This is a genomic window from Micromonospora yongxingensis, from assembly GCF_052601155.1.
Genome location: NZ_JBQXEO010000004.1, coordinates 222,408 through 242,575, shown reverse-complemented (window position 1 = coordinate 242,575; position 20,168 = coordinate 222,408). Strand labels below are relative to the sequence as shown.

The 20,168-nt window shown below is 72.6% G+C and carries 18 protein-coding genes; 6 read left to right on the top strand and 12 right to left on the bottom strand.

The window, feature by feature from the left end:
- Window positions 1-199 precede the first annotated feature (199 nt).
- Both ACTWLT_RS08450 and ACTWLT_RS08445 read right to left on the bottom strand, forming a co-directional pair.
- Window positions 200-421: a DUF397 domain-containing protein gene (locus ACTWLT_RS08450; protein ID WP_121656330.1), complete on the bottom strand. Its 222-nt coding sequence runs from the start codon at window positions 419-421 to the stop codon at window positions 200-202.
- On the bottom strand, window positions 391-1,272 hold the full coding sequence (locus tag ACTWLT_RS08445) for a helix-turn-helix domain-containing protein (protein WP_252416998.1): 882 nt from the start codon (window positions 1,270-1,272) through the stop codon (window positions 391-393). The genes ACTWLT_RS08450 and ACTWLT_RS08445 overlap by 31 nt, the downstream gene beginning before the upstream one ends.
- A gap of 626 nt (window positions 1,273-1,898) precedes the next feature.
- Between ACTWLT_RS08445 and ACTWLT_RS08440 the strand changes: the two genes are divergently transcribed.
- Window positions 1,899-2,183 (top strand): hypothetical protein, encoded by a 285-nt coding sequence (locus ACTWLT_RS08440; RefSeq protein WP_445317793.1) that lies wholly within the window; start codon window positions 1,899-1,901, stop codon window positions 2,181-2,183.
- 98 nt (window positions 2,184-2,281) lie between these two features.
- Window positions 2,282-2,716 carry a hypothetical protein gene (locus ACTWLT_RS08435; protein WP_445317792.1) on the top strand — a complete coding sequence of 145 codons (435 nt, stop codon included), beginning with the start codon at window positions 2,282-2,284 and terminating at the stop codon, window positions 2,714-2,716.
- A gap of 7 nt (window positions 2,717-2,723) precedes the next feature.
- On the opposite strand, the gene ACTWLT_RS08430 is transcribed toward ACTWLT_RS08435, so the two are convergent.
- A complete protein-coding gene (locus ACTWLT_RS08430; RefSeq protein WP_445317791.1) occupies window positions 2,724-3,623 on the bottom strand; it encodes a PASTA domain-containing protein in 900 nt (299 codons plus the stop codon).
- 189 nt (window positions 3,624-3,812) lie between these two features.
- A complete protein-coding gene (locus ACTWLT_RS08425) occupies window positions 3,813-4,508 on the bottom strand; it encodes a PASTA domain-containing protein (protein WP_445317790.1) in 696 nt (231 codons plus the stop codon).
- A 122-nt stretch (window positions 4,509-4,630) separates the two neighbouring features.
- On the opposite strand from ACTWLT_RS08425, the gene ACTWLT_RS08420 reads away from it, so the two are divergent.
- Window positions 4,631-6,022 (top strand): hypothetical protein, encoded by a 1,392-nt coding sequence (locus tag ACTWLT_RS08420; RefSeq protein WP_445317789.1) that lies wholly within the window; start codon window positions 4,631-4,633, stop codon window positions 6,020-6,022.
- Window positions 6,023-6,070: 48 nt separating this feature from the next.
- Here ACTWLT_RS08420 and ACTWLT_RS08415 read toward each other — a convergent pair whose 3' ends face one another.
- Window positions 6,071-7,549, bottom strand: a complete 1,479-nt coding sequence (locus ACTWLT_RS08415; RefSeq protein ID WP_445317788.1) for a glutamate-cysteine ligase family protein — start codon at window positions 7,547-7,549, stop codon at window positions 6,071-6,073.
- Window positions 7,550-7,847: 298 nt separating this feature from the next.
- The gene (locus tag ACTWLT_RS08410; protein ID WP_252416991.1) at window positions 7,848-8,429 is read right to left on the bottom strand and encodes a YceI family protein; all 582 of its coding nucleotides are present in this window, start codon (window positions 8,427-8,429) and stop codon (window positions 7,848-7,850) included.
- 100 nt (window positions 8,430-8,529) lie between these two features.
- Between ACTWLT_RS08410 and ACTWLT_RS08405 the strand changes: the two genes are divergently transcribed.
- Window positions 8,530-9,042, top strand: a complete 513-nt coding sequence (locus ACTWLT_RS08405; protein ID WP_252416990.1) for a MarR family winged helix-turn-helix transcriptional regulator — start codon at window positions 8,530-8,532, stop codon at window positions 9,040-9,042.
- Between the two features lie 234 nt (window positions 9,043-9,276).
- Here the strand turns inward: ACTWLT_RS08405 and ACTWLT_RS08400 are convergent, their stop codons facing one another.
- The 3 genes from ACTWLT_RS08400 to ACTWLT_RS08390 form a co-directional block, all read right to left on the bottom strand.
- A complete protein-coding gene (locus tag ACTWLT_RS08400) occupies window positions 9,277-11,970 on the bottom strand; it encodes an ATP-binding protein (RefSeq protein WP_445317787.1) in 2,694 nt (897 codons plus the stop codon).
- 140 nt (window positions 11,971-12,110) lie between these two features.
- Entirely contained in the window at window positions 12,111-13,259 is a 1,149-nt protein-coding gene (locus ACTWLT_RS08395) for an acyl-CoA dehydrogenase family protein (protein ID WP_252416988.1), read from the bottom strand.
- Window positions 13,260-13,338: 79 nt separating this feature from the next.
- Complete coding sequence (locus ACTWLT_RS08390; RefSeq protein ID WP_445317786.1) at window positions 13,339-14,871, bottom strand: acyl-CoA carboxylase subunit beta; 1,533 nt, start codon at window positions 14,869-14,871, stop codon at window positions 13,339-13,341.
- 178 nt (window positions 14,872-15,049) lie between these two features.
- Here ACTWLT_RS08390 and ACTWLT_RS08385 point away from each other — a divergent pair, with 178 nt between their 5' ends.
- On the top strand, window positions 15,050-15,625 hold the full coding sequence (locus ACTWLT_RS08385; protein ID WP_445317785.1) for a snapalysin family zinc-dependent metalloprotease: 576 nt from the start codon (window positions 15,050-15,052) through the stop codon (window positions 15,623-15,625).
- 59 nt (window positions 15,626-15,684) lie between these two features.
- Here ACTWLT_RS08385 and ACTWLT_RS08380 read toward each other — a convergent pair whose 3' ends face one another.
- The 3 genes from ACTWLT_RS08380 to ACTWLT_RS08370 all read right to left on the bottom strand — a co-directional run bounded on the left by ACTWLT_RS08380 (window position 15,685) and on the right by ACTWLT_RS08370 (window position 18,788).
- A complete protein-coding gene (locus ACTWLT_RS08380; protein WP_445317852.1) occupies window positions 15,685-16,596 on the bottom strand; it encodes a hydroxymethylglutaryl-CoA lyase in 912 nt (303 codons plus the stop codon).
- A 182-nt stretch (window positions 16,597-16,778) separates the two neighbouring features.
- Window positions 16,779-18,116: an acetyl-CoA carboxylase biotin carboxylase subunit gene (locus ACTWLT_RS08375; protein ID WP_445317784.1), complete on the bottom strand. Its 1,338-nt coding sequence runs from the start codon at window positions 18,114-18,116 to the stop codon at window positions 16,779-16,781.
- 72 nt (window positions 18,117-18,188) lie between these two features.
- Window positions 18,189-18,788: a TetR/AcrR family transcriptional regulator gene (locus ACTWLT_RS08370; RefSeq protein ID WP_445317783.1), complete on the bottom strand. Its 600-nt coding sequence runs from the start codon at window positions 18,786-18,788 to the stop codon at window positions 18,189-18,191.
- Window positions 18,789-18,897: 109 nt separating this feature from the next.
- On the opposite strand from ACTWLT_RS08370, the gene ACTWLT_RS08365 reads away from it, so the two are divergent.
- On the top strand, window positions 18,898-20,163 hold the full coding sequence (locus tag ACTWLT_RS08365; RefSeq protein ID WP_445317782.1) for an MFS transporter: 1,266 nt from the start codon (window positions 18,898-18,900) through the stop codon (window positions 20,161-20,163).
- Window positions 20,164-20,168 lie beyond the last annotated feature (5 nt).

Sequence of the window (20,168 nt, the reverse complement as noted above, 5' to 3'; positions counted from 1 at the left end):
CTCGGTTGCGGATCGGTGCGGCGGGTCGTGGACCAGCGCCGTACCGACCGGTTCAACGAGGCGGACCCGCTGTGGCGACGGGAATCCCGACGGAACCTCGCCGGCCCGCCGTCGGCACGCACCCGTGGCCCGGCTGCGCTGGACACGGGAAGGTCCCCGTCCGGTCGAGACCGGACGGGGACCCCCGTGGCCCACGTGGTCAGGCCGAGCCGAACACACCACCTCTGGTGCCGGCGACGAAGGCGTGCCAGTCACCCGGGGCGAAGACCAGGGCCGGGCCGGCCTTGTCCTTCGAGTCCCGCACTCCGACCGCCCCGGTCACGTACGCCACCTCCACGCAGTTGTCACAGTTCGGCCCGCTCTTCGAGCTCTTGAACCACGTTGCCTGCGTCAGGTCCACGGGGAACCCCTTGGTCGCCATTTCCACAACGGCTCCTCTGCCAGTTTTGCGATGTGTGCGACGGACTCCTCCGGACGAATGGCCGCAGCGCGGATGTGATCGAAGATGAAGCTGTACTTCTGTAGTTCGTCGCTCTTCTCCAGGAAGAGCCCACCCGTGGCGTTCTCCGCGTACACGACATCCGGATCACCGGGCTCGGGGAAGCTGAGGATCGTGAAGGTGCCGTCCATGCCGGCGTGCGCACCCACCTCGAAGGGCAGGATCTGCAATGTCACGTTCGGCAGTTCGGCAACCTCGACCAGCCGCTTGAGCTGGCCACGCATCACCTCGTCCCCGCCCACCGGCCTGCTTACCACCGCCTCATCGAGCACCACCCACAGATCGACCGGATCGTCCTGGGTCAACAACGACTGACGGCCCAGACGGACACGCACCCGCTGATGTACCTGATCGGCCGTGAAGTCCGGCCGGGCGGCGCGGATCATCGCCCCGGCGTACTCCTCGGTCTCCAACAGACCGGGCACCACCTGCTGCTCGTATGCCCGGATCGAACTCGCCGCGGCCTCCAGCCCGACGTACGCCCCGACCAGCACCGTGCTGTACGGGTGCCACCAGCCCTTCTGCCGCGCCTCCCGGGCGATCTGCACGAGTTCGTCGCTCTCGGCACCCACCACGCCGTAGATCCGCAGCATGTCGCGGACGTCGCGCGGTGTGGCCGACGTGTGCCCGGTCTCGATGCGGGAGATCTTCGACGCCGAGCACTCCAACTGCTCGGCCACCACCTCGATGGTGATGCCGGCGGACTCCCGCTGACGGCGCAGCTCGGCACCGAGCCGTCGCCGTCGGATGGTTGGGCTGCGCCGCTCACTCATGGCGCAACCACTGCCTCGCTGATCCTCGCCGCTGGCTGCTCGACCCCACTCGGGCTACCTCCGGTCGACGCGCCACTGGCTGCACCCGCCGGGGGCGCGACCGTCGACCGGCGAGCGTTCGCGGCGAAAGGGGTGGTGCCGGTCATCGGCCGGCCGCGACGGGCGAAACCGGCCCCCAGTGTGCCGTCCGGACGCGGATGGCTTCAAGCGCCGCTTTCGATCAGCGACTCACGTATAGGCAAAAGTCGACGTGCAACTTGCATGAAGCACGTCCCTGATGCAGTCTGTCCGTATGGCACGGATCACTCAGCGTCTCCGTCCGGTCCCCCGGTGTGGTCATCCCACCGATCCGGGGAAGCCGATGCGACGCGGGCCCGGCCAGCGACACCGAGACCTGCTCCGGGGTGAAGACCCCGCCGCTGCAAGCCGGCAAGCTGCGGCGGCGGGCGCGGTTCCCGGAAGCAGTCGAGTGATGGTCGGGTGGCGGCACGCCACCAGCGGAGTACGGCCCGACCACCACCAACCGCACCACCGGTCCACGAGGCGCGATCCCGTCACCGGGCCGAGACGTTCCCCCGATCAGTCACCGCCGGCGCAACCGCCGGCCGACCTCCCCAGGAGCCCATGTGCTTCCCCGCTCCGGTGACGTACTGCACGTGACTCGCGCGGCGAGTGTCCAGTTCCTCAGGCCCATCAGATACCGGGTGATCCGGGTGCTCGACTGGCCGACCTACGACGGTTGGCTCTGGCTCGACGGCTACGAGTTGAACGCGGCGGGCGACGCGGTCACCCGACGGTCGATCTTCGTCCAGCGGGAAGGGCTGCAACAGGTGCAGTCCGCACCGGAGCCCCGCCCACACACCGTACGGACCCGGCGCCCCGTCGTCCGTACCCCCGTCCGGGTGGGCTGACCAACGCGATCCGCCGCCGGTGGGCGTGCCGTCGCCATAGAATTGGTACGCCCACCCCGGCACCGTTCCACCCGCGCGTCCAGGGCCCTGAGCCTGGGATGGTCATGGTCAATCAGCCCGCCCTGCGGCGGCACCACCGCTCCCGTATCGCCTACGCCTTCGGACTCCTCGCCCTGCTCGGGGCCATGACCACGGTCCTGGTCCTGGTCCGCGACCCGGCGATGTCGTCCACCCGGCTGACCACGCCGGTGCCCGCACCCGAGATCACCGTGATCGACGCCGACCCGCCTGTGGACGAGGAGCCCGGCTGGATCGGCGCCGGCGCCCCCACCCACAGCACCGACCCGACCGGCCCTGCGGCCGGTGCCGGTGCCGGCGGTCAGTACGACGGCCGCCAGGAGATCACCGAGGCGGCTCCTGCCCCACACGCCGCGACGGATGTCCGCCGCTCACTGTTCTGGTCCGGAATCTTCGGCCTCACCATCTCGCTGGCCGGCCTCGGTCTGGTCGGCACCCGCCGCCGCATGTGGTGAGCGCCGGTCACGGCGTGTTCGTCACCGTCGGGCTCGGCACCGTCGGACTGACCCCGGTCGAGGGCCGGGCCTGCGAGACGATCAGCAGTACCTCCTCGTCGGTCGCCACCGTCGTGCCGGCCCCCGGCTCGGTGCCCACCACCGTCCCCGGCGGCAACCCGGACGGGCGGTACACCACCCGGTAGGTCACACCGAGCCGGTCCAGCAGCCCTTCGGCGGTTGCCTGCGGCAGGCCGGTCACCGGCGGCACCGGCACCTCGACCGGCTCGGTGGTGGCCGCCGGGCTGCTCGGTGACTCGCTGGTCGGGGCCGCCGAGGTCGGCGCCGCGCTGGTCGGGGCCGCGGTGGTGGCACTGGCCGGCGGAAGCGACGGCGTGATCCGCGGGTCGTCCGGGTCGTCGTCCCGCGCGGCGAGCACCACCCAGAGCGCCGCCCCGAGCAGGCCCGCGAGCAGCAGCGCGAGCACGCCCCAGAGGATCGGCATCCACCAGCGGCGGCCGCCCTGCTCCTCGGCGTACCACTCTCCGGCGGGCTCGGCCGGCCGCGGCGCCCGCACCTCCGCCCGCCCGGACCACGGCGGCGGAATGGACGGCTCCGCGGGCATCCGCGCGGTCCGGTCCACCGGCCCACCCGGCTGCGACGGCGCGGCGCGGTCGATCGGCATGGTCCGGTCGGCCGGCGCGCCGGGACCGGACGACGCCGCGCGGTCGATGGGCATGGTCTGGTCCGGCGACGCGGCCGGGCCGGCCGGAGCGGTGCGGTCGATCGGCGCGGTCTCGTCCGGCGACGCGGCGCGGGGCGGGGTGGCGGGCTCGGCCCGTTGTGGCCGGTCGGCGGCGGGCGGCAGGGGACGGGTCCGGTCGTCGTCGTGATCCCCGGCGGGCGGCTCCTGGCGGTCGTCGCTCATCGCACGTCCTTTCCCGAACCGGGCGGGCGCCATGGCCCTCGACCGCCAACCTAACCGCCCACACCGGGATCGGCTGGTATCAGCGGCCCGAACCGCCCGGCCCGAACCGGTGTCGACGATCGGGACGACCCGAACTCGGGCGACCCCGCGCCGGCCGCCGCTGGCGGTCGTTGGTCACCGAGCAAGGGATCAGAGGGTCGGTCCCACACTCGGCAGGCTGGGTGGCGCTGCCGCCCCACACCAGATGCTGACCTCGTCGTTCCAGCGGGCCGCGCCGTCCTCGGCCGGCTCCTGCCGGCTGACCTCTCCGGTGCGTCCGCTGCGGTAGCGCGGGTAGAGGCCCTCCTCGACCAGGTCCGCGGCGGCGTCCGAGCAGTCGTCACCGACCACGTCCGGCACCTCCGCCGCCGGCGCCGGGCCAGCCACGTGGAGTTGCACCGTGGCGCCCCGGGCGACCGTGACCCCCACGGCGGGCGAGCTGCTCTCGACCGTACGACCGGTGCCCGTACCGAAGACCAGACGCCAGCCCAGTCGCTGCTTGCGCAACATGTCCCGGGCCTGCACGAAGTCGGTGCCGACCACCGGTGGCACGGTCAGCCCGCTCCCCTTGGTCGAGGAGGTGCGAGGGGCCGACGGCGTGGTCCGGCCGGTGCTCGGTCGGGGTGCCGTCGCCTGGCCGGTCGGCGTACCGGTCGCGGTCGCCACCGCCAGCGGGTCCGTCGGAGATCCCTCATCCTCGCCGGCCAGCAACCACCCGCCGGTCGCGCCGATCGCGACGAGCAGCACGGCGACCAGCCCGCCGCCCAGCAGCACACTGGCCCGGCCGGGACCACCGTCGTCCCGGCCGCCCGCGGAATCCTGCCGACCCGTGTTCGCGTCCGTCATACCGCCCACCGCCTCATCACCGGCGACCGTACCCGGCGCCGCCCAACACGCTGCGCCGGCGCTCGACCCCGGCGGGTCGTTGCCACTCGCCGCGCCGACGACGGGACGCTACGCTGCCCGGCATGGCCAGACGGGGCTGGGGAGTATCGATCGCGACGGCGATCGGCATCGCTGCTGGCGCTGGCGCCGCTCAACTGGGCTTCGGCTACGGGCTCGGCGTCATCACCTGGACGCCCACCGATGCCGGGGCCACCAACACGGCCTGGGCGGACGGCCTCGCCTGGGCCACCTGGCTCGCTGCCAGCTCGACCGTGCTGGGTGCGGTCTGTGCCCAGCGGCTGCACCAGCGGGCCGTACCGCCGACGGCCGACGCGAGGGTGACCGACAACGAGCTGACACCGACCGCCGTTCCCGGGACGGGAGCCGCGGACGGGTCGGACGCGCCGAAACCGGCAACCGTCGCGGCCGGCCGTCCGACTGCGGTCGACGACACCGGCCGGGCGGCGGACCGGCCGACCTCGGCGGGCGACCGGTCGGCGCACGAGGTCCCGCCCGGCGAGCACAATGGTCTGCTGCGGCGGGTCGCCGTGGCGCTCGGTGCCGGGATCGGCGGGTTGGTCACCGTGCTGCTGGTCGCCGTGCCCGCGCGTGTCGCGGTGGGCGCCGACACCGGGGCGCCGCAACGGGCGGCCGCCCTGCACGCGGGCCTGGGCATCCTGATCGGCGTGCTCGTCGCGGTCTGGGCGCTGCGCTCCCGCGCCGCCGCGCTGAACGTGACCGCGACGGCCGCCTGGCTCTGGCTGCTCGCGGTGGTCTCGGTCGTCGACGGGGTACGCGTCGGACGCGGACTGACCGGCGCCCAGCTCGGCACCTGGCAGTTCGACCCGGACCACCCGCGTTACTGGATCGGTGACCAGCTCTACTGGCCGGGTGCGCTGCTGGCGCTCGTTCCCGCGCTGCTGATCGGCGTGCTGGCGGCGCGGCGGGCCGCCCGGTCGGCCGGGCACCGGGTCGGCGCGGCGGCCTCCGGCGCGGCTGGTCCGCTGCTCGTCGCGCTCGCCTACCTGACCACCGTGCCGCGCTGGTCGGTGTTGGGCCCGGAGCAGCTGTCCACCCAACTGATCGCCCCGTACGCGCTCATCGCCGGCATCGGTGGCTCGGTGCTGATCGCCGCGCTCGCCGAGCGGGCCGACCGCAACCGGGACGCGGCGGCCACGGCGGGCTCGCATCCGGTTGCCGAGGCCTCTTCACCTCGGTCGCACGAGGTGGCCCCGGCCCCGGTCAGCCCTTCGGCCGAGGCCGGCGCCGGGCGCGAATCGGTCGGCGACGTGCCTCCGGCGGACGAGGTCGTCCCGGGGACGCGGGCCGCCGTACCCCGGGTGCCGGCACCGCGCACGGACCCGGACGGCGCCGGTCCGGCCGCCTCCACCGACGGTGGGCCGACGGAGGGTGCGGCGACGGGCGGCCGGCGGAGCCGATCGCCCCGGCGGGCCGGGCGACCCCTCACCGACTGAGGCGCCCGGCGGCGACGAGCCACCAACGTGGTCGCCGGGTAAGCGGAGTCAGTCGACCGGCCAGGTGTGCACCGGCTCGTTGCCGCGCTGGAGCTCCGCGTACCGCTGCACCATGTGGTGCAGCGCGGCAGGTCGGTCCATGCCCCGGTGCCGCTCCGCCGCCCAGACCGCCTCGGTCTGCCAGACGGCACCGTTGCGGCCGGTCCGGCAGCGCTGCTCGATGATGTCGAGCAGGCGGTCCCGCTGCGCCGGGGCGACACCGAACCCGTCCAGGCCGGCAGCGGCGGTGGGCAGCAACTGCTCCAGCACCAGCTTGGTGACCGGCACGTCGCCGAGCCGGGGCCAGTGCAGTACGGCGTCCAGACCCCGCCGGGCGGCGGCGTGGAAATTCTCCTCGGCCGAGCTGAAGGTGAGCTGGCTCCAGATCGGCCGGTCCGCCTCGGCCAGGCCCCGGGCGAGCCCGAAGTAGAAGGCCGCGTTGGCCAGCATGTCCACCACCGTGGGGCCGGCCGGCAGCACCCTGTTCTCCACCCGCAGGTGGGGGCGACCGTTCATGATGTCGTAGACCGGGCGGTTCCACCGGTAGACCGTGCCGTTGTGCAGCCGCAGCTCACCGAGCTGGGGCACACCGCCGGCGTGCAGCACCTCCACCGGGTCCTCGTCCTCGCAGATCGGCAGCAGCGGCGGAAAGTACCGGACGTTCTCCTCGAAGAGGTCGAAGATCGAGGTGATCCACCGCTCACCGAACCACACCCGGGGGCGTACGCCCTGGGCCTTCAGCTCGTCGGGACGGGTGTCGGTGGCCTGCTCGAAGAGGGCGATCCGGGTCTCGGCCCAGAGCTGACGGCCGTACAGGAAGGGGGAGTTCGCGCCGATCGCGACCTGCACGCCGGCGATGGCCTGCGACGCGTTCCAGTAGTCGGCGAAGCTGTCCGGCGCCACCTGGAGGTGGAACTGGAGACTCGTGCAGGCGGCCTCGGGGGCGATCGAGTCGGTGTGCGTACGCAGTTGCTCGACGCCGCGGATGTCGAGTTCGATGTCCTCGCCCCGGGCACCGACGATCTGGTCGTTGAGCACCCGGTAGCGCTCGTTCGTGGAGAGGTTGTCCTCGACCAGGTGCCCCTCGGTGAGGGTGGGCAGGATGCCGACCAGGACGATCTTCGCGTCGGACTTGGCCGCGCGCTCGTCGGCGCGGGAGAGACTGCTGCGCAGGTCGTGTTCGTAGTCGGCGAAGCCGGTGCCCTCGATCAGCCGGGGTTCGGCATTGAGTTCCAGGTTGAACTGCCCCAGCTCGGTCTGGAAGAGCGGGTCGGCGATGTCGGCGAGGATCTCCTCGTTGCGCATCGCCGGCTCGGCCGCCGAGTCGACCAGGTTGAGTTCGATCTCCAGGCCGGTCATCGGCCGGTCGGCGTCGAAGCCGAAGTCGTCCAGCATCAGGGCGAAGACGTCGAGGCAGCGACGGACCTTCTGCCGATAACGGACGCGGTCCTCCCGGGAGAAGGCGCCCTGCGAGACGTCCCTGCCCATGTGTCCTCCCGACGCCCGGCGCGGTCGGGATCCTGCCGCCATCCCGGAAAGCGCATTGTGAACCATCCACGGTAAGAGCGCTCACCTGGCCGAGGCCAGAGGACGGCAGCGGTGATCCGACGCCGACCGAGGGGGATGCGCTCGTGGGGCCATCTGTACCCCGTCGGCGCCGTGCCGGACCGGATGCCCGCGAGAACAACTCGTGACAATTGCCACGAGTTCGGCGGCGAGTGGCGGAGACGGCGCCAGGCCCGCGCCGACGTGCGGCGCGGGCCCGGCGTACCGGCGATCCGAAGGATCAGGCCTGGCGGACGGCCTCGCCCTCGATCTCGATCTTGATCTTGCGGCTGACCAGCACGCCGCCGGTCTCCAGCGCGACGTTCCAGGTCAGGCCGAACTCCTCGCGGTCGATCTCGGTGCTCGCGGAGAAGCCGAAGATGTCCTGGCCGAACGGGCTGCGGCCGACACCCTCGAACTCGACCTCCAGGTCGACGGGGCGGGTGACGCCCCGGATGGTCAGCTCACCGGAGAGCACGAACTCGTTGCCGCGGCGGGACTTGACCCCGGTGCTGCGGTACTCCAGGGTCGGGAAGTTCTCGGCGTCCAGGAACTCGGGGCTGCGCAGGTGCGCGTCCCGGTCGGCCTGGGTGGTGTCGATGCTCGCGGCCTGGATGGTCGCCGCGACCGAGGACTGCAGCGGGTCCTCGGCAACGGTGATGGTGGCGGTCGCCTCGTTGAACTCACCGCGGACCTTGCTGACCATCATGTGCCGAGCGACGAAGCCCACCCGCTTGTGCGCGACGTCGAGCGCGTAGGTGCCGGGGGCCGGGATGGTGAGGCCGTCCCAGTCGCGGGTAACCGCATCGATGCTGCTGGTCATGCTGCTGTCCTCCAGAAGAATTGTTTAGTAGCCCAACGACTGCTTGAGCAACTATAGCCGCAACAACATTCCCTGTGTCAAGGACTGGTAGGATGAACCAGTGACCAACGTGTTCGACGATCCCCGGATCACCGCCGTCGGCCTGCTCTACGAGGCGCACGCCGGGCTGTCGGCCCGGTTCGCCGCCCAACTCGAAGAGCACGGCCTCTCCTCGGTCGAGTTCGAGGTGATCACCCGCCTGGCCCGCTCGCCGGGCAATCAGCTCCGGATGACCGACCTCGCCGCCCAGACCTCCCTGTCCACCAGCGGGGTGACGCGGGTGGTGGACCGGATGGAGCGCGACGGACTACTCACCCGCCGGGCCTGCCCACACGACCGGCGCAGCTCGTACGCGGTGGTCACCGCCGCCGGCCTGCGACGGCTGGACGAGACGCTGCCCGGGCACCTGCGGATCATCGAGCAGTGGTTCACCGGCCAGCTCGACCCCGAGGCCCTGGCCGCGCTGCTCGACGGCCTGCGCCGGGTTCGTGACGCCGTGCATCCCGGTGCCACCGCGGGCAGCACCGACACCGCCCCCGACCAGACCGCCAACGCCAACGGCGCCACCTGCTGACCGCCGTCCGGCATCGGCGACGGCCTGATCAGTGATCGGCGCCACCGGCAGAAAGACCGGCAGAACTGACCTTGGCAGCCGGACATGCGGGCCGAAACAGGCTTTCCGCCCCGATCACGGTGGCAGGCTTTCCTCCACCGGGGAATCACCGGGGGGTGACGGCGCGGGCGAACAGCGAGGGGTAGCACCAAGGGGGCTCTTCGCTCGCGCCACTCCCCACCCGGCCGACCCCGACTACCGCGCCGCCGGCCCGCCCCGCGAGGCAGTCAACGCGTAGAGCAGCTCCGACTCGTGCGGCAGCAGGCGGATGCCACTCTCCTGGCAGACCCGGTCCAGCCGATCAAGGACCGCCCGGTCCCCGGTGCTCGCGGCCAGCCCGACCAGCGCCTCCACCGCGTCCCGCCGGTCCCGACCCGCCTCCGCCGCGGCGGCGAACCACTCGGCCGCCAACTCACGGTCGCCCCGGTGCAGCGCCAGGTTGCCCTCGATCAAGGCGCAGATCGCCGCCTTCGGTTCACCCCAGACCGACACCGCATCGTCCGTGCGCGGCCTCGGCGGCCCGGCCCGCCCGGCCGGCGGCCGTGACGGTACGGCCAGCGCCAGCTCAGCGGCGTCGGCGCGCAACTCGGTGAGCACCTCGGACGCCTCGTCGCCGCGACCGTCCTGGGCGAGCGCCAACCCGATCGTGCCGAGCACCCGCCGGCGATGCCGCGGATCACCCAGCTCGGACAACGCCGCAACCGCCCGCCGGCCCTGGTCCACGGCGTCGGCGTACCGGCCCTCCAGACGCACGACCTCGGCCCGGTTGGCCCAGGAGAGCACCCGCAGCCGCTGTTCCCCGCACTCGGCGGCGAGCCGGTCCACCGCGGCCAGCCGGCGGTGCGCCGCGGCCAGGTCGGCGGCCCGGATCTCGTGCCAGGCGAGGGCGTTCTGGGCCACCGCCATGTCCCGGATCCGGCCGTTGCGGGCGGCCAGCCGGAGCACCGCCTCGGCCTGCTCGCGGGCCTCGTCACGCCGGCCCACGGCGACCAGCAGCGCGCTCAGCACGATCCGCGCCTCCAGTTCGCCGTTGATGTCGCCGGCCTGCCGGAACGCGTCCAGCGCGGCCCGCGCCGTCGGCAGCTCCTCGCCGCCCGCGCCGTGCTCGGCGGCGAGCCGGGCCACCCCGAGGGCGGCCCACCCCCGCAGTACGGGACCGGCGTCCGCGGTCCGCGGGTCGGCCAGGAGTCGGCGCAGCCACTGCCGGCCGACGACGTCGCGCCCACGGAACCGCCACCAACGCGTCAGACAGCTGGCCAGACGGAGCGCGGTCAGCGGATCGTCGCTCGCGGCGTGGGCCAGCGCCGAGCTGATGTCGCTGCTGACCTCGTCCAGCAGGTGCACCGCCTCGGGCAGCCGTGGGCCGACCAGTTCGGTGGCGGTCCGCGCCACCAGTCGAGCGATCACCACGGCGTGCCGGCGCCGGATGCAGGTCAGTTCCCCACCGCCGGCCGCCTGCTCGGCGGCGAAGTCGCGGACCGCGTCGAGCAGGCGGAAACGGAAGGGACCGGTGCCGCGGACGCTCAACAGGCCGAGTTCGACGAGCCGGTCCAGCAGCGGAACGGGATCGATCACCACCGTGCCGTCCCGGTCGGCCTCGTCGGCGAGCATCTCCTCGGCCAGCTCCACCGACCATCGGTTCCGGAACACGGCGAGCCGCCGCAGCGCGGCCTGTTCCTCCGACGCGAGTAGCCGATAGCTGGTCTCCACCGCGTCCCGCAGGGTCACCGCCACCGCTGCGCGCGTGGCGTCCGGGCCGACCGGGCGGCGGGTGGGCGCGTCCGGCCCGTCCCAGCCGGAATGGACCGCCTGGTCAGCGGGAGTGGCCAGGTCGAGCACGCGGTCGCCGTACCGGTCGAGCAGCTCCGTGAGGTCGAGGATCCGGCCCCGGGCGGCCATCAGCTCGATGGCCAGCGGCAGCCCGCCGAGCCGGCGAACCAGTGCGGCCAGGGCGGGAAGCTCGTCCGCGGTGGGTGGCTCCCGACGGACCTGGGCCAGACGGGCGGTGAACAGTGCGACCGCCGGCCACGACCCGAGCGTGGCCGGCCCGCGCCGCTCGGCGCCCGGCGGCGGCACGTCGAGTGGCGCGACCGGCCAGACCCGCTCGCCGGGCAGCCCGACCGGATGCCGTCCGGTGACCAGCACCCGCAGCGAGGGCAGCGCGCCCGTCAGCCGGTGCAGCGTCTCGGCCACCGGACCCGGGGCGCGCTCCACCGCGTCCACCACCAGCAGGACCGGTCGGCCGGCGAGCCGGGCAACGAGCTCCGGCAGCCGGGCCGCGCCGAGCACGGTCATCGAGGCGGCGAGCACGTCCGGTCCGTCCGAGCCCTCGCCGACCAGCACCCCGGCCACGCCGCCCGGGTGGGCACCGCCGGTCGCGTGCGCCACGGAGAGCGCGAGTGCGGTCTTGCCCACCCCGGCCAGCCCGACCAGGCTGACCAGCCGGGGGCCACGCTCCGCGGTCAGCATGCCGGCCAACTCGGTGACATCGCGGTCACGGCCGATCAGTGCGACCGGCGGTGGAAGTGCGACCTGTGGGCCGGCGGGCTCGACTGTCGCCGCGCCGCCGGTGCCGCGGGTGACCACGAGCGCCGCCGGGATGTTGTCCGCCTGGGGTGGCTCGCCGCCGGCCGTGTTGCGGGCCGCGGCCAGGAACGCCGCCCGGGTGGCGCCGGTCAGCTCCAGGGCCGCGGCAAGCAGTTCCACGGTGGTGCGCTGGGGCCGGACCGATCGACCACGCTCCAGGTCACGCACCGTCCGCACGCCCACGCCGGCCAGGGACGCCAGCTCGGCCTGGGTGAGCCCGGCGGTACGCCGATGCCCACGGAGCAGGTCCGACAGCCCGGTACGGCCCGCCGGGCTCCGCGACCGATCATGATCGGGAGTCATGGGCACGAAGAGTACGGATCGGCTCCGACCATCGGCAGTCGAACGTCGGGCTGCCGACGGCTGCTCGCCGATATCCGACAGCTACCGGACCCCTGCCCGCAACCGGGGCCCGGCCGGTCGTGGCCGGCGCCGAGGACCGCTCAGAGACCCAGATCGCGCGCGATGATCATGCGCTGCACCTCGCTGGTGCCCTCGCCGATTTCCAGGATCTTGGAGTCCCGCCAGAACCGGGCAACCGGGTACTCGTTCATGAAGCCGTAGCCACCGTGGATCTGGGTGGCCTCTCTCGCGTTGTCCACCGCGATCGTGCTGGCGTGCAGCTTGGCGATGGCGGCCTGCCGCTTGAACGGCTCACCGGCCAGCATCCGGGCGGCGGCGTCGTAGTAGGCCAGCCGGGCGGTGTGCGCCTTCAGCTCCATGTCGGCGATCTTGAACTGGATGGCCTGGTTGGCGCCGATCGGCCGGCCGAAGGCGTGGCGCTCCTTCGCGTACCTGATCGACTCGTCCACGCAGCCCTGGGCGAGGCCGACGGCCAGCGCGGCGATGGCGATCCGACCCTCGTCGAGGATCTGTAGGAACTGGGCGAAGCCCCGGCCCCGCTCGCCGAGCAGGTTGGCCACCGGCACCCGGCAGTCGTCGAAGGTCAGCTCGTGGGTGTCCGAGGCCGTCCAGCCCACCTTGGAGTAGCCAGGCGCCACCGTGAAGCCGGGCGTGCCGGTGGGCACGATGATGGTCGACAGCTCCTTCGAGCCGTCCGGGTTCGTGCCGGTGACCGCGGTGACGGTGACCAGGGCGGTGATGTCGGTGCCGGAGTTGGTGATGAAGGCCTTCGAACCGTTGATCACCCAGTGGTCACCGTCCAGCACGGCCCGGGTCTGGGTGCCGGCGGCGTCGGAACCGGTGCCCGGCTCCGTGAGCCCGAAGCCGGCCAGCGCCTCGCCGCTGAGCAGCTTCGGCAGCCATGTCGCGCGCTGCTCGTCGGTGCCGAACCGGTAGATCGGCATGGCACCGAGCGACACCGCCGCCTCCAGCGTGATCGCCACGCTGGAGTCGACCCGGGCCAGCTCCTCCAGGGCGAGGCAGAGGGCGAAGTAGTCGCCGCCCATGCCACCGTGCTCCTCGCCGAAGGGCAGGCCGAACAGGCCCATCTTGCCCATCTGCCGGATCACCTCGTACGGGAAGGTGTGCTGCTCGTAGTGCTCGGCGATGACCGGTGCGACCACCTCGCGCGCGAAGTCCCGCACGCTCTCCCGCAGCGCCGCTTGTTCGTCGGTGAGCCGGAAGTCCATCTCGTCCTCCTGTGTCGACGGGCCGCCGGCGCTCGTGACGCCGGGACGGCTCGCTGTGGCGGTCCGGTCGGTCGTCGGGTCAGACCGGGGTGACGCCGTGCCGGCGCCGGGAGAAGTGCCGATCCTTCGTACGCGCCGCCGCGAACCGGCGGACCAGCTCGGCACGCAGGTCGTGCGGCTCGACGATGGCGTCCACGACCAGCTCGCTGGCGAGCCGGACGACGTCGATGTCCTGCTCGTACTCGGCACGCTTCGCGGCGACGAAGGCTGCCCGCTCGGCCTCGTCCTCGATCGCCGCGATCTTGTTGGCGTAGACCGCGTTCACCGCGGCCTCGGCTCCCATCACCGCGATCTTCGCGCTGGGCAGAGCGATGGTGGCGTCCGGCTCGAAGCCGGGGCCGGCCATCGCGTAGAGGCCCGCGCCGTACGCCTTGCGGACCACCACGCAGATCTTCGGCACGGTCGCCTCGGAGATCGCGGTGATCATCTTGGCCCCGTGCCGGATGATGCCCTGCTTCTCCACGGCGCTGCCGACCATGAAGCCGGGTACGTCGCTGAGGAAGAGCAGCGGCACGTTGAACGCGTCGCAGAGCTGCACGAACCGGGTCGCCTTGTCGGCCGAGTCGACGAAGAGCACGCCGCCCTTGAACATCGAGTTGTTGCCGACCACGCCGACGACCTCGCCGTTCAGCCGGCCGAAGCCGATGGTCAGCTCCTTGGCCCACAGCGCCTGGATCTCGAAGAAGGAACCCTCGTCGAGCAGGCCCTTGACGTACCGCCGCATGTCGAACGCCTGCCGCTCGCTGGCCGGCACCAGCGCGGCCAGGTCGGCCTTCTCCGGCGCGGCGACCGCCTCGGCGGTCGGCGGTGTCTGGGTCCAGTTCGCCGGCAGGTAGGACAGGTAGCGGCGCACCACGGCGAGCGCGTCGGCCTCGGTCTTGCAGAGGAAGTGCCCGACGCCGGACTCGGCGGTGTGCACCTTCGCCCCGCCCATCGCCTCCAGCGTGGTCTTCTCGCCGGTGACCATCTCGACCATCCGGTCGGAGCCGAGGTACATGCTGGCGTTGCCGTCGACCATGGCCACCACGTCGCAGAACGCCGGGATGTACGCCCCACCGGCGGCGCTCGGGCCGAACAGGGCGCAGACCTGCGGGATCGAGCCCGAGGCGCGCACCTGGTTCCAGAAGATCCTGCCGGCGCCGCGCCGACCGGGGAACAGGTCGACCTGGTCGGTGATCCGGGCGCCGGCGGAGTCGACCAGGTAGACCATCGGCACGCTGGTGGAGTATGCGCGCTCGATGATCCGGATGATCTTCTCGACGGTGCGGGCGCCCCAGCTGCCGGCCTTGACGGTGGAGTCGTTGGCCATGAGGCAGACCTGCCGGCCGTCGATGGTGGCGGTGCCGGTGACCACACCGTCGGCGGGCAGCCCTTCGGCGAGGGCGTTGGCGTAGAGGCCATCCTCGACGAACGAGCCCTCGTCGACCAGGAGCGCGACCCGCTCCCGGGCGAAGAGCTTGCCCTTGGCGGCGTTCGCCGCGTGGTACTTGTCCGCGCCGCCGGATCGTGCCCGCTTGCGCAGCTGCTCCAGCGCCTCACCGTCGAGCGTCACGCTGACTCCCTCGCCGCACTGACCTGAACGATCGTTAGGCTAGCGCATCCGCGCGACGCTCGGCGACCCGTGGCCCGATCGGGGGCAACCTCGGCCACGCGTTCGAGAGAGATATTGAAATACATAGATCTATATGGCTAGGCTCCTGACACCCCTCCCTCCCGGATTGGAGTCAGCGATGACCTCACGACTCAATCGGCTCGCCGTCGCGGTGCTCGCGACGGCACTGGCCACCCTCGGCGTCACGGTCGCCAACCCGTCGCCCGCGTCCGCCGCCATGACAATCTGCTACAACACCAGCCAGGCGGGAAGCTTCGCCGGCACCGCCAACCAGGCCGCCTCGATCTGGAACAACGCCACGTCCAACCTGACGCTCTCGGCGAACTGCGGCTCCAACCTGCGGATCTACCAGATCACCGGCGGCGGCTCGTACGCCGTCCGGACCAGCCTCGGCAACGGACGGGTGTACATCGACACCCAGCAGGCCGCGCAGTACAGCCCGCTGCGGATCATGACCCACGAGATCGGGCACATCCTCGGCCTGCCGGACAACTACAACGGGAACTGCGCGCTCCTGATGTCCGGCGGCAGCGCCGGCACCAGCTGCACCAACCCGTACCCGAGCAGCGCCGAGGCGAGCCGGGTGACCAGCCTCTTCGCCGGCACCCGCATCGCCACCGAGCGCAGCACGGACCGCGCCGGGTCCGAGATCTTCCGCGACAGCTGGCCGGCCGCGCTCACGTCCGTGAGCTGACCGACCGGGCACGACGGAGGGGCCGGCACCACGCCGGCCCCTCCCGCGTCTCCGGACGGTCAGCTCGGCATCGGCGTCAGACGGGTGCGGGGACCGGCGCGCAGCACGCCCGACGGGAGCTTCTTGCCGAGCAGGTGCTCGGCCAGCTCGGCCGCCTCGATCAGGGCGGCCAGGTCGATGCCGGTGTCGATGCCCATGTCGTGCAGCATGTGCACGGCCTCCTCGGTGGCCAGGTTGCCGCTGGCCCCCGGCGCGTACGGGCAGCCGCCGAGGCCGCCCACGCTGGCGTCGAACTCGGTCACGCCCAGCTCCAGCGCGGTCAGCAGGTTGGCCAGCGCCGTGCCCCGCGTGTTGTGGAAGTGCAGCAGCACCGGCACCTGCGCGTTGCGGTCGCGTACCGCCGTCAGCAGCTCGCGGACCCGGCGCGGAGTGCCCATGCCGGTGGTGTCGCCGAACGCCACCCGATCCGCACCGTCGCGGACCACCCGGTCCACGATGCCCGCCACCCGCTGCGGGTCGACATCCCCCTCGTACGGGCAGCCGAAGCTGGTCGCCACGATCACCTCGACCCGCGCGGACGCCCCGTGCAGCAGGTCGATCAGCTCGGCGATGTCGTCCAACGACTCGTCGGTGGAACGGTTGACGTTGCGCCGGTTATGCGTGTCGCTGGCCGAGACCACCACCTCGATCTCGGTGAATCCGGCGGCCAGTGCCCGCTGGGCGCCCCGGGTGTTGGGCACCAGTGCCGAGTAACGCACCCCGTCGGCCTTCACCGCCCGCTGCCACACCTCGTCGGCGTCGGCCATCTGCGGGATCGCCTTCGGGTGCACGAACGACACCGCCTCGATCCGGCGCACACCCGTGCCGGAGAGCGCGTCGAGCAGCCGCACCTTGGCGTCGGTCGGGATCGGGTCCTCGTTCTGCAGCCCGTCCCGCGGCCCGACCTCGCGGATCGAGACGGAATCTGGCAACTGGCTCATCGGTCACCTCGCTGTGACGTCGGATCGGGGTGGGGTTCGGCCGCTTTGCTCTGCTTCAACCACCGCAACGGCGACCGTCCGATCTCCGGACAACCGCTGTTGCGTCCAGGTAAGCAGAGCAAAGGGCGCGGGTACCAGTCTCGCCGGGCCGCCGGAACGACGACCTGGCCGGATCAGCGCATGCGGGAGACGATGCCCGTGTCATAGGCCCCGGAGAGGAACTCCTCGTTGTCGAGGAGCTCGGCGAAGAAGGGGACGTTGTTCTTCGGGCCCTCGATCTGGAAGGCGGCGACCGCGACCTTCGCGCGCTCGATCACCTCGTCGCGGGTGGCGCCGCTGATGATCAGCTTGGCCATCAGGCTGTCGTAGAACGGGGTGACCGTGTTGCCCTCGGTGTAGCCGGAGTCCACCCGGACACCCTCACCCGTCGGCTCGACCCAGGTCCTGATCACGCCGGGGCCGGGCAGGAAACGTTTCGGGTCCTCGGCGTTGATCCGCATCTCGATGGCGTGCCCGCGCGGCACCAGCGCGTCCGGGTCGAAGGTCGGCGCCAGGCCCGACGCCACCCGCAACTGCTCCTCCACCAGGTCGACGCCGTAGACGTACTCGGTCACCGGGTGCTCCACCTGGAGCCGCGTGTTCATCTCCAGGAAGAAGAACTCGTTGGTCGCAGGATCGAGCAGGCACTCCACCGTGCCGGCGTTGCGGTAGCCCACCGCCTCACCGGCCCGCACCGCGGCGGCCAGGAAACGCTCACGCAGCTCCGGCGAGACCGCTGGAGAGGGGGACTCCTCGACCAGCTTCTGGTTGCGCCGCTGCACCGAGCACTCCCGCTCACCGAGCGCGATCACCCGGCCGTCGGCCAGGCCGAGGATCTGCACCTCGACGTGACGCACCCGGGGGAAGTACCGCTCGATCAGCACCGAACCGTCGCCGAACATCCGCTCGGCGAACGCGCGTACCTTGTCGTACTCGGTGCGCAGCGCGGCCTCGTCGGCGGCCACACCCATGCCCATGCCGCCACCACCCGCGGCGGCCTTGACCATCACCGGGTAACCGATCCCGGCGGCGGCGGCCACCGCCGCGTCCAGGTCGGCGGCCGGGTCGGTGGTGCCGGGCGCGACCGGAACACCGGCCGCCGCCATCAGGTTCCGGGCGTTGATCTTGTCGCCCATCGCGGTGATCGCGTCCGCGCCGGGTCCGACCCAGATCAGGCCGCTCGACTCGACGGTACGGGCGAACTCGGCGTTCTCCGACAGGAAGCCGTAGCCGGGGTGGATCGCCTGCGCGCCGGTCGACTTGGCGGCGGCGAGGATCGCCTCGACGTTGCGGTAGCTCTGTGCCGGATTCGGCGGGCCGACGAGGACCGCCTCGTCCGCCTCGGCGACGAACGGCAGGTCGGCGTCGGCCTCCGAGTACACCGCGATCGCGCGGATGCCGAGCCGCCTGGCGGTCCGGATGATCCGGCGGGCGATCTCGCCCCGATTGGCGACCAGCAGTGACTCGATCATGATTCCTCCCAGCGTCCAGGATTTGGGACGGTTGTCAGGGAACCATGACCGGTGCCGTGCTGACGAGTCGGCTCAGGCGAGCAGCGCGGCCAGGGTGGCGTCGCGCAGCAGCTCGGCGCGGCGTCGACGGTCCACCTCACCACCGAGGAAGGGGGTCGAGTTCATCAGGCCGAATGCGGCGTGCGCCAGCACCCGGGCCTCGCCGTCGGGCATGCCGGGGTGCAGGGCCGTGAGGACCGTCACCCACTCCTCGACGTAGAGCCGCTGCAGCCGGCGGATCCGCCGCCGCGGCTCCTCGGGCAGGCGGTCCAGCTCATGGAGGTGCAGCGCGATCACCGCCGGGTTGGCCAGCGCGAACTCGACGTGGAAGTCGATCAGCGACTCCAGCGCGCCACGCGGGTCATCCGGGTGTCTCGCGGCGCGTTCCCGGCCGCCGGCCAGCAACCCGTCGCTGACCGGGATCAGCGCGGCGGCCAGCATGGCCTCCTTGCCGGCGAAGTGGTGGTAGAGCGCCGGACCGGTGACCCCCGCGGCCGCGCCGATGTCGTCCATCGACACGCCGTGGTAGCCGCGGGCGGCGAACAGACCGACCGCGATCTCCAGGATCTCGTCCTTGCGGGACCGACGCCGGCCCGGACCCGCCGCACCCCGTGCCTGCTGCTCCACCGTCACCGGGCAAGCCTAGACCGCGATCTGCCCGCGGTGGAGCGGTGGTTACCGCCCGGTTGCGCACGTCTCCGGGCTTGACCCTCGACCCGGTCGAACCCGCACCGTCACCGGTATGACCTCCTCCGCTCTCGGTCGGGACTTCCGGCTGCTCTGGTCCGCCGCCGTCTCCTCCCGGTTCGGGGACGCGCTGCGGACGCCGGCGCTCGCGCTGCTGGCTGCGACGCTCACCCGCGACCCCCGGGTCATCGCAGCGGTCACCGTGGCCGGGCAGCTGCCGCCACTGCTCTTCGGTCTGCTCGGCGGCGTGTACGCGGACCGCTGGGACCGGCGACGCACGATGGCCCTGGTGGACGGGGCACGCGCCGCGGTGGTGGCTGCGCTGGCCGTGGCGGTCGCCCTCGACCGGGCGGGGATCGCGGTGCTGCTGGTGGCCGCGTTCCTTCTCGCCGCGCTCGGCACCCTCTTCGACTCGGCCTCGTTCGCGCTGCTCCCCGCGCTGGTGCCGCCTGCGGCGCTACCCCGGGCGAACGGCCGGCTCCAGGCGGGCACCGCGGTGGCCGGCGGATTCCTCGGCGCGCCCGCCGCCGGCGTGCTCTTCGCCACCGCCCCCGCCCTCCCGTTCACCCTCGACGCCGTGACCTTCGCCGTGGCCGCCCTGCTCGTGCTGGCCCTCGCCCCGACCACCGCTCCGATCACCGCCACGGGAGCGCGGCGTGGATCGGTGTGGGGCGAGATCGGCGAAGGGCTGCGCTGGCTGCGCGCACACCGGACCCTGTGGCGGGTCACCCTGCTCGCGGCCGCCAGCAACCTCGCGATCAGCGGGCTGCTGGCGGTGCTGGTGCTCTACGCGCTGGACGTGCTGCGGGTGCCGCCGGCCGGGTACGGGCTGTTCGCGGCCAGTGCGATTCTCGGCGGTGTGGCCGGGGCGCTCGGGGCGGGTCGCCTCGCCGCCCGGCTCGGCACGGTGCCCGCGCTGTGCGCGGTGCTCGCCGCGCAGACCGTCGCGTTGACCGGGTTCGCGCTGGCCCGGCATCCAGTGCCGGGCGGGTTCGCGTTGGCCGTCTTCGCCGCCGGCACGGTGGTGTGGAACAGCCTGTGGGCGTCGTACGGGCAGCAGCACGTGCCGGCCGGGCTGCTCGGTCGGGTGGGTGCCGCACAGCGGATGGTCGGGCTGTTCACCGCACCGGTCGGCGCGGTGCTCGCCGGGCTGGTCGCGGCGGCACACGGAACGGTGCCGGTGGCGGGTGCCGCTGCCGGCACGTTCGCGCTGGTCACCCTCGCGGCGTGGTGGTCACTGCGACCGGCATCGCCGGCTGACGCGCCCACCAGCGGCGGGACAGCAGCCCGGCCAGCGCCGCACCCGTCGCGTCGGACCTGACCCAC